Here is a 13,340-nt window from a genome sequence, read left to right on the forward strand (position 1 = left end):
ATCTAGTTTCGATTCGGTAACATAATAGAGTTAAACAAACAGAAGGTAATGTAATTTATGGCTGCCAAAGGAAACTGGACTAAATCCTTATTTATTGGCCTGTGGACGGTTTTAAACTTCACCCGTAAGCTTTTTTTCAATGTCATTTTTCTGGTGATTTTTGTTGGCATAATCATTGCGATTACCTCTCAAGAAGACGACCAACTTACGGTAAAAACGAATAGTGCGCTTTTACTTACGTTGAACGGACAACTTGTTATTGAAAAAGAGTCTGTCGATCCCTTCGAACAGTTTTTACAAGATGCCATGGGGTCAGAGCCCGATAACCCAGAAGTGCTAGTGCGTGATGTGGTAAAAGTTATCGAAAACGCTAAGCAAGACAGACGGATTAAAGCGTTGGTTTTAGACCTTCAAGGTTTATCTGGCGGCGGTTTAGACAAACTTCGTACGGTAGCGCGCGCCATCAACGATTTCAAATCCTCTGAAAAGCCAGTGTACGCCATTGGTGATTACTACACTAAAGAGCAGTACTATCTTGCAGCGCATGCGAATCACGTTTATCTCAATCCAATGGGTTCATTACTGCTAGATGGCTATGGTCGTTATGGCATGTATTTCAAAGATTTCTTGGAAAAACTCAAGGTTACGACGCACATTTTCCGCGTGGGAACTTATAAGTCAGCTGTAGAACCGCTTATTCGTAACGATATGTCTGAGGCGGCCAAAGAAGCTGAGCGTAAATGGTTAGACGGTTACTGGCAGCAATATAAAGAAGACGTTGCGGTTGCCCGTGGTATCCCTCTTTCAAACTTTGATGAAACCTTGGAAGGCTTACTGGCTAAGTTTGAACAAGCTGGTGGGGATTTTGCAAATTACGCATTACAAAATAATTGGGTAGATGCACTAAAAACCCGTGAAGAGGTTCGCGTAGAACTTACCGGCCTAGTAGGCGAGAACGAAGACAATCACGGTGTTAACGTGACTAACTTTAACACCTACTTAAAAGTGGTTAACCCTCCCCTACCGTCTATCAACAGTGACATCAACAAGGTGGCAATTGTGGTAGCGAAGGGCACTATTTTAAATGGCAATCAAAAAGCGGGCACCATTGGCGGCGATAGTACTGCACGTTTACTACGCAAAGCACGGTTAGATGAAAACGTGAAAGCAGTAGTACTGCAAATAGATTCGCCAGGGGGCAGTACGTTAGGTTCAGAGATTATTCGCCAAGAAGTACTTGAGTTGAAAAACGCAGGTAAACCGGTGGTGGTTTCTATGAGCACATATGCTGCATCAGGCGGTTATTGGATTGCAGCTAACGCCGATCGCATTTTTGCCAGCCCAAGCACTATTACTGGCTCTATCGGCGTATTCGGCATGTTTATGACATACGAAAACTCTCTTGATTATTTAGGTATTCATAGTGACGGCGTTGGCTCGAATGAGCTAGCTGGGTTCTCAGCGGTACGCCCACTTGCGCCAGAATTTGGCCAAATTTTGCAACGCAACGTTGAAACCAGCTACGGTAACTTCTTATCTTTGGTATCGAACGCCCGAGATATGACGGTAGATGAAGTAGATGACGTTGCACAAGGGCGTGTATGGATTGGTACAGATGCCTTAGAACTTGGGCTAGTTGATGAACTGGGCACATTAGAAGACGCGGTTAATGCAGCGGCAGAATTCGCTGCACTAGAAAACTACGATACTTTCTATGTTCAACGTACACTTTCAGCACAAGAGCTGTTTTGGAAAGAGTTCTTCGGTCAAGCCTTTACGTTTGTTGGAAAGTGGCAGTTTGCTAACTCAGACTCTGCGCTGATTAACGAATTTAAACGTGTATTAGGCGAGTTCGATATTTTCAACGAACTGAACGACCCTATGGGTACCTATATTCTTTGCTTGCAGTGCCAAGTAGAGTAATTAATAACCTAGGTAAGGTACTACCATAGCAAGTCGCGATTTAACCTCTCTACAGCGTCAGCATATTGCTGATGCTGTAGAAGGCTGCTATCAATGCGCTGATGAATATTTTAAGCGTACATTCCCCCGCCCTGCGCTTAGCTTTAGACGCTCTGGTAAGAATGCAGGCACTGCGTACCTACAACAAAATCGCATTAACTTACATCCCGAACTATTCAAACAGAATGAACACGCATTCATAGAAGATGTTATTCCCCATGAAGTGAGCCATTTACTGACTTGGCAATTATTCAAAAAGGTAAAGCCCCACGGTGTGGAATGGCAAGCCATTATGATTGATGTGTTTCAGCGCCCGGCTAACGCTACCCACAGTTTTGATGTAAAAGGAGTGATTGGGAAGCAGTTCAACTATGCCTGCCTTTGCAGTACGCACCAACTGACCATAAGACGACACAATAAAATTTTAAAAGGAGCGCAGTATAAGTGCCGAAAATGCAATGGCGAGCTTGTAGAAGAGAAGTTAGCTATCTAGTTGGTTAGTCGGTTAGTTAATTCGCTAGCGAGCATACGTGCCTAGGCACAGCAGCGCCCAATTGGGTTTAGCGGAACCAATGTTTAGTAAATACGTTATCTAAATCATTAAAAGCGGTTTTGAGTAACGCTGCCAATTCTTTATATTTAGGTTTCGATTTAACCGACGATACATTACAACCTTCAGAGCGCATCTTACTGTGGATATCTTGATACCAGCTTTTTAATTGCGGTGGTAAGTATTGGTTTGAACGATGACCCAACCACAATAACCCCTGAAGTGGAATACTGAGAAAGAATGCACCTATGGTGATAGTTTGTGGAATATAGTCTGTGCCCATGTTCTGAAGTAACAATGCGCACGAGAGTATCGCCGCAGGCGGCATGGTCTTTATAGCAAAACGCGTGGCGGCAACCACCCTACATTCGGGGAAGTAAGCATACAGTTCTTTTTTGACGGGCCAGGTTTTCATGTAGTGCTGGCCATCTTTTAGCATTGTTATCACAGACTGTGACATAAACCACCTCATTTCACTTCAGTAAGTAGCGCACTATGGATGCCTGTTCGTTGCATTTCAATAGCCAGTTAGCGCCGCTTTAACGCCAGATTGGCTCGTGATTATCGCAAGTATAAACGCCATAGTTATTTAAACGCTGTTTTTGCAAAAAAGCTCAGTGATAACACAAACACTTAAATATAACCCCAACGCTCAGCGTTAATATGGTGCCTAAACATGATTTCTAAAGCACAATATTAAACTATCGCTACAACATGAATTGTAATATGAATTTCGCCTAATTCAACGTAAGTTCGTCTCAATAACGCCGCTTTTCATTATAAATAATTTAAAAATAGCCTTAATTAGATAATTAATTATAGCCTAGAACATCAGATGGGTGACTTTTCATCATCATGAAGGCATCATAATGCCCTTCTTTCAATGCTATTTTATTAAGGCATCGTGTTTTTCGATGGTATTGAGCAATTAGCAGTTGAAAAAGCAAGGTGCAGGCCTTACCTAGCTACCTAGAGCGGCAGTTGGCTACAGCAACAGACAGTGGACAAGCTTCGTTTCAAAATTATAGCAGAATTCAGCCCGGTAAATGGGCATTAGTTGGAGATACAAATGGCAGATAACAGACATGTTCGCCTACTTATTTTAGGATCGGGCCCAGCAGGCTACTCAGCGGCAGTGTATGCAGCTAGAGCAAACCTAGAACCTGTGCTTTTAACGGGGATCCAGCAAGGCGGACAGCTTACTACGACCACAGAAGTAGAAAACTGGCCAGGCGATCCTGAAGGGCTTACAGGTCCAGACCTTATGGTTCGTATGCAAAAGCATGCAGAGAAGTTCGATACTGAAATTATCTTCGACCATATTAACAAAACAGATTTAACCAAGCGTCCTTTCACCCTTTACGGTGACAGTGGTACGTACACATGTGACGCATTAATTATTGCTACTGGTGCATCTGCCAAATATCTCGGTATGGAATCTGAACAAGCGTTTATGGGTAAAGGGGTTTCTGCCTGTGCTACCTGTGACGGCTTTTTCTATCGTAATCAAAAAGTAGCGGTAATTGGCGGTGGTAATACGGCCGTTGAAGAAGCCTTGTATTTATCTAATATTGCATCTGAAGTTCATGTTGTGCATCGCCGCGATACCTTCCGTAGTGAAAAGATTCTTGAACAGCGCCTTCGTGACAAAGCGGAAAATGGCAATGTGGTATTACACCTAGACCGTACCCTTGATGAAGTTATGGGTGACGAAATGGGTGTGACGAAAATTCGCATTAAAGAGACCGATGGCGAAGCAACCGAAGAACTTGATGTAATGGGTCTTTTCGTAGCTATCGGCCACAAGCCTAACACTGACATTTTTGCTGAACAGCTTGAAATGAAAGACGGCTACATAGTGGTCAACAGCGGCCTGCACGGCAACGCGACTCAAACAAGTGTTGAAGGTGTATTTGCCGCCGGTGATGTGAGCGATCATATTTACCGTCAAGCAATAACGTCCGCAGGAACGGGCTGTATGGCCGCGTTAGATGCAGAAAAATACCTAGATGGCTTTATGCCTGAGCAAGGCTAAGCCTTGTTTGGTTTCAAGCTCTGATATTTTCAGGGCTTGAAGTCTTTCCGTTTATGATAGCGCTGCCCTATTTAGACATTGATACACCCTTTCCCCCTGTATCTGAAGCACTTGATGATCCAAACGGCCTACTAGCCTTTGGCGCAGATCTTAGCGCCCAGCGTCTTTTTTCGGCCTATTCTAGCGGAATATTCCCTTGGTTTAGTGATGACGAACCCTTGTTGTGGTGGTCACCCAATCCACGCTCTATTATCGAATTAGATGATTTCGTGTGTTCGAAAAGTTTACGCAAACTGGTTCGACAAAAGCGCTACAAGGTTACGCTGAATAGCGCATTCGATTCTGTGATTAATGCCTGTGCCAATATTCCTCGTAAAAATCCGAATTCACAGGCGCCCAGTCAAGACACCTGGATAACTGAAGATATGCAAAAAGCTTACAGTTATTTGCATCAGCTTGGTTTAGCTCATTCAGTCGAAGTGTGGGACGGTGATGCACTTGTAGGGGGCTTATACGGGGTTGGTGTAGGGAAAGTGTATTGCGGTGAATCTATGTTTCACAAGCAAAGCAACACCTCCAAATTAGCTATGCTCGCATTAGTTGAGCACATGAAACGTAACAAGATGGCATTCATTGATTGTCAACTGCCAACGGATCATCTTGGCTCATTAGGTGCAAAAACGATTTTCCGTGACGAATTTATTGAAAAACTGCAAAGTAGCAACCACACTCTAACCGATGAAGGCTCTCTAACTACCGACTACATGCATCAGTGGCATCCGCAGGTTATTACACCGTGAGATTTGGAATTACGCAATCTTTTGATTGTAGCTATTTGCCCAATCAACAAGAACAATTACTGGTTTACGCGGAATCAGATAACCAGCTCGCGTGGCGTTATGGTCAACTTATTCAAGTAGGATTTAGGCGCAGTGGCGAGCAAATTTATCGCCCACACTGCCCAGACTGTCATGCCTGTGAATCAGTGAGAATACCGGTTGTCACTTTTCGGCCTTCTAAAAGTCAAAAGCGCATTCTCAATCGCAACCAACATTTTGTGGTAACCCGTGCCCAGAGCGCCAATCATTTATATTATCCGTTGTACGAGAAATATATTTGTGCCCGACACACCGATGGCAGCATGTACCCGCCTTCTAGAGAACAGTTTGAAAACTTTATTCTATGCGAATGGAAACGCCCACAATTTATTGAGGCCTATGATGGCGATACGTTAATTGCTGTGGCAGTAACAGACACCATCGATAATGGTGAAGAGCATCAGGCTTTATCGGCACTTTATACTTTTTACGATCCTGATTATCACTCATCGTCTCTCGGGACATGGATGATCATGATGCAAATCGAGCAGGCAAAACGACAAGAACGAGATTTTGTCTACTTGGGATATTACGTAGAAGAATGCCAAAAAATGTCTTATAAGCACAAATTTTTCCCTTATGAGCAATTTTCTGGCAACAAATGGCAGCGTTTTGATAAAAAACCTGCTTAATCGCTTTACACGCAAGGCAAGATTGGTTAATGTCTGCGCGGCAAAAAATTTGAATTACTGAGGTAACTGCTTTACATGGCAAAAGAAGATTGTATTGAAATGGAAGGTACGGTTCAAGACACCCTACCTAATACTATGTTCCGTGTTGAACTAGAAAATGGTCACGTAGTGACAGCACACATTTCTGGTAAGATGCGTAAAAACTATATCCGAATTCTTACTGGCGATAAGGTCACTGTTGAGATGACTCCTTATGACCTAACAAAAGGTCGTATCATTTATCGCGCCAGATAATGAGCCATTAAGCGGTCAACGCATTCCAAAAAAAAGCCCAATGTAGATCATTGGGCTTTTTTGTATGTGGCGGGTTAAGCCCCGCGAAGGCATTTTAGCAATACCCTTACGCTTGGGGATTAGCATTAAAGTGTTTGGGTTTGCATTTGGGGTTAGCGCTTAGAATTTGGTACTTTGCATCAACAGGTAATAAACCTGCCTAGCAGTCTCAAATTTATCGCGTTAAGGGCTCAACGCTTAAATGTTCAAAGCTTCCATTTCACAAAAAACAAAAAAAATGCCACACCCTTTTCAGGCGCAGCATTTTTTATTCGACATTAAACGTCTAGTACAACGAGTTCATTAGGTGTTAGCTAGACTCTGTTTCTTCTTTAACCGCATCAACGCCCGAATATTCAAACTCCAACTTATCGTCGTTCAAATCTACTTTAACGTCGCCGCCTTTCGTTAATTCACCGAACAGCAATTCATTCGCAAGCTCTTTCTTAATCTCTTCTTTAATTAAGCGAGACATAGGACGGGCACCCATGGCCTTGTCATAGCCCTTCTCGGCTAAATAAGCTCTAGCTGCAGGGGTAACCTCTAAAGATACACCTTTAACGTCCAGCTGCGCCTGAAGCTCGATAATAAACTTATCGACAACCTGCAAGATAACCTCAGCATCAAGGTGATTAAACCAGATAATACCGTCTAAGCGGTTTCTGAATTCAGGGCTAAACACCTTATTGATTTCAGATAGCGCATCGTGGCTATGATCTTGCTGTTTAAAGCCAATAGACTTGCGCACGGTTTCCTGTACACCCGCATTGGTAGTCATTACCAATACCACATTTCTGAAGTCTACTTTACGACCATTATTATCGGTAAGCGTACCGTGATCCATGACCTGCAACAAAATGTTGTAGATATCACTGTGCGCTTTCTCGATTTCATCTAGCAGTACCACTGAGTATGGATTTTTAATAACCGCATCGGTTAACAATCCACCTTGCTCAAAACCCACATAACCAGGAGGCGCACCAATCAAACGGCTTACCGCGTGGCGTTCCATGTACTCAGACATATCGAATCGAACCAACTCAACGCCCATTATTTTAGCAAGTTGCTGCGTGACTTCGGTTTTACCCACACCGGTAGGCCCTGCAAACAAGAAACTACCAATTGGCTTTTCTTCTGCACCTAAACCAGAACGCGACAGTAAAATAGCATCGTTAAGCGTCTCTATGGCTTTGTCTTGGCCAAACACCATCATTTTAAGGTTGCGGCCAAGGTTCTTAAGTACTTCTTTGTCAGACGCTGACACAGACTTTTCAGGAATTCGGGCCATTTTCGCAATAATCTGCTCAATATCCCCTACCCCAATCGTTTTCTTACGCTTCGATTGTGGCAACAAGCGCTGGCTTGCACCGGCTTCATCCATTACGTCAATGGCCTTATCAGGCAAGTGGCGTTCGTTAATGTACTTAGCCGATAGCTCGGCGGCAGCCTGAATCGCTTTTTGTGTATAGCGAACGTTGTGATGATCTTCATATCGGCTTTTAAGGCCAAGTAGAATTTTGGTGGTATCACTTACGCTTGGCTCAGTTACATCCACTTTTTGGAAACGACGGGCCAAGGCTCTGTCTTTTTCAAAAATACCTTGGTATTCCTGATAAGTTGTTGAGCCAATACAACGAAGTTCACCGCTTGAAAGCTTAGGCTTTAGCAAGTTCGACGCATCCATAACACCGCCAGATGCTGCACCAGCACCAATGATGGTATGAATTTCATCAATAAACAGAATGGCGTCTTCGTCTTTCGACAATTCTTTCAATATCGCTTTTAAGCGTTTCTCAAAATCACCACGATATTTAGTACCCGCTAGCAAGCCACCTAAATCTAGGGAATAAACGGTACTGTTGCTGATAACTTCAGGCACGTCTTCGTTTACAATTCGATAGGCCAACCCTTCAGCAATAGCGGTTTTACCTACACCAGCTTCACCCACTAGTAGCGGGTTGTTCTTTCTGCGACGACATAAAATCTGAATGGTGCGTTCTACTTCAGTGTCGCGCCCTATTAATGGGTCTACCTTACCTTCTTTGGCATGGCGATTTAAATCGGTAGCGTATTTACTTAATGCCGACCCACTTTCTTCCGCACCATCACCTTCTTCACCAGAATCTGAATTAATCGGTGCGTCATCTTCGGCTTTACTCACACCGTGACTAATGAAATTAACGATATCTAAGCGGGTTACATCAGACTTTTTAAGAATGAATACGGCTTGAGACTCTTGCTCACTGAAAATAGCCACGAGTACATTGGCACCCGTTACTTCTTCTTTGCCAGATGATTGCACATGGAAGACTGCACGTTGGAGCACGCGCTGAAAACCTAAAGTAGGCTGTGTTTCTCGTTCGTTCATTTGCTCGTCAAGAATCAACGGGGTGGTGTCTTTAACGAAAGAGATCAACTCGCTTTTAATTGCTTCAATATCCGCACCGCAGGCATGCAGTGCTTCACGGGCTGCCGAGTTATCAAGTAGCGCCAGCAATAAATGCTCGACCGTCATAAACTCATGGCGGTGTTCTCTGGCAAATACAAACGCATCGTTCAACGTCTGTTCTAATTCTTTATTTAACATATCGCTCGCCCTCTACAAATTGACTTACGCCTGTTCCATAGTACACATAAGCGGATGACTGTGCTTACGCGCATACTGATTCACCTGCATCACCTTGGTTTCTGCTATCTCAGCAGTAAAAATGCCACAAACCGCCTTACCTTGGTAGTGTACTGTTAGCATAATTTGATGAGCTTTCTCAGCATCCATATTGAAAAATTGCATGAGCACTTCAATTACAAAATCCATTGGCGTGTAATCGTCGTTGTTCAACAACACTTTATACATTGGCGGCGGCTGCGGTTTTTGGCGCTGCGCGTCTTTGAGTTTTTCCCTTTCGATGCTAATGGCGTTGTCTCTACTCATAATTAATAATAGTGCTTTGTTGGCAGATGTCTCACTAACTTTAGGATAAAATTAATTCACATTTGCTCTTGACATAATATGGTTAAAAAATCTACATTTTAGGGGTGACGTTGTTGTTTACAAGACACGTCACACTGCCTTCAATTATATTGTGGGGGCATAATCGTGTTAGTTCAAGGATTAAGAGGAAGTCGAAGTATGGCGATTGGCAAAGTTAAATGGTTTAACAACGCGAAAGGATTTGGTTTTATTGTACCTGAAGATGGTGGCGAAGATATTTTTGCACACTACTCAACTATCCAAATGGAAGGATATCGCTCACTTAAAGCTGGTCAAGAAGTCACGTATGACGTGCAACAGGGCCCTAAAGGCCTACACGCCGAAAACATAGGCTTTAAAGAAGAACCAGAGCGTTAAGTAACACCGAACAAATTCTACAGAAACCTGTTGCTGCCTCCTTAGGCGGCAGTGGGTTTTTTCTTAGGGAGTCGACTATCGTTCACTCTCATAGAGATGTCTGGCCTACTCTTTTTATTAAATTTTATTTATTTCCTCGCAACGCTTCTTTTATTTATTACTTATTTTTAAATATTCTGAGCTTACTTCAGATAATTTACCTTTCTGCTTACCCATATTGTTAGATTAAATTGCACTAACCAGTAAAAAACCGAAATCAATTAGCATAAAGCTGAGTAAATGTTTATAAATTTTTACCATTAATTTTTTTATTTTCAATCAATATAAAAAAAGCGCCCCTGACTATTTAACCAGGGGCGCTTTTAAATATAAGTTACTAAAAAATTAGTAACCTAATTAGTTTTATTAAGCGTTAAGAATCGCTTTCAAAGTTTCACTAGGTGACATAGTCGCTTCTAGTTTCTCTGAATCAGGGTAGTAGTATCCGCCGATATCTTGAGGCTTACCTTGAGATTCATCAATCTCAGTAATGATAGTATCGATTTTAGCCGATAGTTCATCATATACCGCTTTAAACTGCGCCGCTAAGTCAGCGTCTTCAGTTTGGTTAGCCACTTCTTCAGCCCAGTACAAACCAAGATAAACGTGGCTACCACGGTTATCTAATTGGCCTGCTTTACGCATTGGAGACTTGCCATTGTTAAGCAAATTTTCAGTTGCTTTGTCTAACGCAGTAGCGATTATTTTCGCTTTCTTGTTGTCGTGCTTAATAGCCACGTCTTCAAGTGAAACCGCTAACGCTAAGAACTCACCCAGTGAATCCCAACGAAGGTGACCTTCTTCAACGAACTGTTGAACATGCTTAGGTGCACTACCACCAGCGCCAGTTTCATACAAACCACCGCCTGCCATTAGCGGCACAATTGAAAGCATTTTAGCACTGGTGCCAAGCTCAAGAATGGGGAACAAGTCAGTGAGGTAGTCACGCAGTACGTTACCGGTTACTGAAATAGTATCTAGGCCGCGAATAGCACGTTCCATACTGAAACGGATAGCGCGAACAGGTGCCATAATTGAAATGTCTAAACCAGACGTATCGTGGTCTTTCAAGTAAGTTTCTACTTTAGTGATTAGCTGTGCATCGTGAGCACGCTCATCATCTAACCAAAATACAGCAGGCATACCAGATTGGCGTGCACGGGTAACCGCTAGCTTAACCCAGTCTTGAATAGGTGCATCTTTCACCTGACACATACGCCAGATATCACCCTCTTCAACAGCATGCTCCATCAATACGTTACCGTCTTGATCGACAACTTGTACTGTACCGTCAGCTTCCATTTCAAACGTTTTATCGTGTGAACCGTATTCTTCAGCCTTCTGCGCCATCAAACCAACGTTTGGTACTGTACCCATTGTAGTTGGATCGAATGCACCGTGAGTTTTACAGAAGTTAATCACTTCCTGGTAAATAGTGGCGTACGTGCTTTCAGGAATAACCGCTTTAGTATCGTGCGACTTCCCATCCGGTCCCCACATTTGACCAGAGTTACGGATCATTGCTGGCATAGAAGCATCTACAATGACGTCACTTGGTACGTGTAGGTTAGAAATACCTTTGTCTGAGTTCACCATTGCGATAGGTGGACGGTCGGCATAACAAGCATTGATGTCTTTTTGAATTTCAGAACGCTGAGATTCAGGAAGGCTAGCAATTTTATCGTAAACGCTACCAAGGCCGTTATTAGCGTTTACGCCTAGCTCTTCAAAAAGGTCGCCCCATTTTTCGAACAAGTCTTTGTAGAAAACTTTAACGCAGTGACCAAACACGATGGGGTGAGACACCTTCATCATCGTAGCTTTAACGTGTAGAGAGAATAAAACGCCTGTATTTTTCGCATCTTCAATCTGTTCTTCGAAGAATTCACACAAGGCTTTTTTGCTCATGTACATTGCATCGATAACTTCACCAGCAAGTAAATTCACCTTAGGCTTAAGGGTTTTCTTGCTACCGTCTTTTCCGGTGAACTCAATGCTAACATAGCCTTCTTTTTCTACGGTTACTGATTTTTCACCTGAGTAGAAGTCGCCGCCACGCATGTGCGCTACGTGAGTGCGAGATGCTTGTGACCACTCACCCATTGAATGCGGATGCTTACGAGCAAAGTTCTTTACTGCAGTAGGTGCACGGCGATCTGAGTTACCTTCACGTAATACAGGGTTTACTGCACTACCTAATACCTTGCCGTAACGCTCACGAATATCTTGCTCTTCGTCAGTTTTAGGCGAATCTGGGAAAGCCGGTACGTTAAAGCCTTTTTCGTTAAGTTCAGCGATAGTGGCGCGTAACTGAGGAATAGACGCACTTACATTTGGTAGCTTAATGATGTTAGCTTCAGGATCTTGCGTCATCGCACCAAGTTCAGATAACGTATCATTCACACGTTGCTCTTCAGAAAGAAACTCGGGGAAAGTAGCCAAAACACGGGCTGCAAGAGAGATATCGCTTAGCTCTACTTCAACATCAGCGGCACTAGCAAACTTCTTAATAATAGGAAGCAACGAGTACGTCGCCAGCATTGGCGCTTCATCTGTTTTAGTATAGATGATCTTAGACTTGGTCATTATGTACCTCAATGTTGTCGGTAGCGTACTACCGTTTTAGTCCATTAGTCGCACTAACACAAAGCATGTGGAAAGCCTTCGGTCACTACGATACGTAATTGATGTTTTATGTTCTGTTGCACTTAACAACAGAACCACTTGTTGTTTTCGTCCTCGTGCTGAGATTAACGCAACCTTCATGCACTCAACACGAATGGGCAGTCTGTTATTTTTATAACTGCGAACATTAGTATAAGGTCGAAACTTTTAGTTACAAGTCATACCATTGTCTTAACCGACGACTTGCCTGAATTTCACCGAATTTCCCACATATTTTTATGCCCTTTTTGGTTTTAGCCGTGTCTTATTTGGGCAGTTTTTCGCGCATTGTGATAGGCTTTTGCAATAGAAAGTATCCCTCGAATAAGAGTAATTATTCACACCATGGCAAACGAAAGCAAAATCGTATTATTCAACAAACCATTTCAAGTACTGTCTCAATTTACCGATGCGGACGGCCGAGAAACCCTCAAAGACTATATTGATATACCTGGGGTATATGCTGCCGGTCGATTAGACAGAGATTCCGAAGGGTTATTGGTGCTGACTAACGACGGAAAACTACAACATAAACTGGCGCACCCCGAAGCCAAGACCAGCAAAACTTATTGGGTACAAGTTGAAGGTATTCCTAACGAGGCCGCGCTAGACGCCTTACGGAACGGCGTTGAGCTTAAAGACGGTATGACCAAACCCGCAAAAGTTGTGGCTATAGACCCACCTGAACTATGGGACAGGATCCCGCCAGTTCGTTTTCGTCAAGCTATTCCTACTAGCTGGTTGTCTATCACAATCAGTGAAGGCAGGAACCGCCAAGTTAGACGCATGACCGCCCACATTGGCTTTCCTACATTACGTTTGGTGCGCTATCGCGTGGGCAACTGGACCATTGATGGCATCGATAATGGCAAATACGTGTGTTTCTAACATCAGCGTT

General features: G+C 43.2%; 12 protein-coding genes. 8 read left to right on the forward strand and 4 right to left on the reverse strand.

Annotation, left to right across the window (positions count from 1 at the left end; genetic code table 11):
* The first annotated feature begins 57 nt into the window (after positions 1–57).
* Positions 58–1,923, forward strand: a complete 1,866-nt coding sequence (gene sppA / locus JKP82_RS12570) for a signal peptide peptidase SppA (RefSeq protein ID WP_218397249.1) — start codon at positions 58–60, stop codon at positions 1,921–1,923.
* Positions 1,924–1,987: 64 nt separating this feature from the next.
* A complete protein-coding gene (locus JKP82_RS12575; protein WP_159534539.1) occupies positions 1,988–2,455 on the forward strand; it encodes a SprT family zinc-dependent metalloprotease in 468 nt (155 codons plus the stop codon).
* A 67-nt stretch (positions 2,456–2,522) separates the two neighbouring features.
* On the opposite strand, the gene yfbV is transcribed toward JKP82_RS12575, so the two are convergent.
* Complete coding sequence (gene yfbV, locus JKP82_RS12580) at positions 2,523–2,972, reverse strand: terminus macrodomain insulation protein YfbV (RefSeq protein WP_159530755.1); 450 nt, start codon at positions 2,970–2,972, stop codon at positions 2,523–2,525.
* A 609-nt stretch (positions 2,973–3,581) separates the two neighbouring features.
* Here yfbV and trxB point away from each other — a divergent pair.
* From trxB to infA, 4 genes are all read left to right on the forward strand, one after another.
* Complete coding sequence (gene trxB / locus JKP82_RS12585; protein ID WP_057792262.1) at positions 3,582–4,547, forward strand: thioredoxin-disulfide reductase; 966 nt, start codon at positions 3,582–3,584, stop codon at positions 4,545–4,547.
* A 53-nt stretch (positions 4,548–4,600) separates the two neighbouring features.
* Complete coding sequence (gene aat, locus JKP82_RS12590; protein WP_159530757.1) at positions 4,601–5,347, forward strand: leucyl/phenylalanyl-tRNA--protein transferase; 747 nt, start codon at positions 4,601–4,603, stop codon at positions 5,345–5,347.
* Positions 5,344–6,057 carry an arginyltransferase gene (locus JKP82_RS12595; RefSeq protein WP_159530759.1) on the forward strand — a complete coding sequence of 238 codons (714 nt, stop codon included), beginning with the start codon at positions 5,344–5,346 and terminating at the stop codon, positions 6,055–6,057. Before aat ends, JKP82_RS12595 begins: the two co-directional genes overlap by 4 nt.
* Positions 6,058–6,132: 75 nt before the next feature.
* A complete protein-coding gene (gene infA, locus JKP82_RS12600; protein ID WP_013784390.1) occupies positions 6,133–6,351 on the forward strand; it encodes a translation initiation factor IF-1 in 219 nt (72 codons plus the stop codon).
* 349 nt (positions 6,352–6,700) lie between these two features.
* Here the strand turns inward: infA and clpA are convergent, their stop codons facing one another.
* Together clpA and clpS are read right to left on the reverse strand one after the other, a co-directional pair.
* Positions 6,701–8,977: an ATP-dependent Clp protease ATP-binding subunit ClpA gene (gene clpA, locus JKP82_RS12605; RefSeq protein ID WP_159530761.1), complete on the reverse strand. Its 2,277-nt coding sequence runs from the start codon at positions 8,975–8,977 to the stop codon at positions 6,701–6,703.
* A gap of 24 nt (positions 8,978–9,001) precedes the next feature.
* Complete coding sequence (clpS, locus tag JKP82_RS12610; protein WP_159530763.1) at positions 9,002–9,322, reverse strand: ATP-dependent Clp protease adapter ClpS; 321 nt, start codon at positions 9,320–9,322, stop codon at positions 9,002–9,004.
* A 198-nt stretch (positions 9,323–9,520) separates the two neighbouring features.
* Between clpS and cspD the strand changes: the two genes are divergently transcribed.
* Entirely contained in the window at positions 9,521–9,739 is a 219-nt protein-coding gene (cspD, locus tag JKP82_RS12615; RefSeq protein WP_013784394.1) for a cold shock domain-containing protein CspD, read from the forward strand.
* Positions 9,740–10,144: 405 nt separating this feature from the next.
* Here cspD and JKP82_RS12620 read toward each other — a convergent pair whose 3' ends face one another.
* Positions 10,145–12,364 (reverse strand): NADP-dependent isocitrate dehydrogenase, encoded by a 2,220-nt coding sequence (locus tag JKP82_RS12620; protein ID WP_159530765.1) that lies wholly within the window; start codon positions 12,362–12,364, stop codon positions 10,145–10,147.
* A 423-nt stretch (positions 12,365–12,787) separates the two neighbouring features.
* Here JKP82_RS12620 and JKP82_RS12625 point away from each other — a divergent pair, with 423 nt between their 5' ends.
* The gene (locus JKP82_RS12625; protein WP_013784396.1) at positions 12,788–13,330 is read left to right on the forward strand and encodes an rRNA large subunit pseudouridine synthase E; all 543 of its coding nucleotides are present in this window, start codon (positions 12,788–12,790) and stop codon (positions 13,328–13,330) included.
* Positions 13,331–13,340 lie beyond the last annotated feature (10 nt).

The sequence above is a fragment of the Alteromonas lipotrueae genome, from assembly GCF_019249215.1.
GTDB lineage: Bacteria > Pseudomonadota > Gammaproteobacteria > Enterobacterales > Alteromonadaceae > Alteromonas > Alteromonas lipotrueae.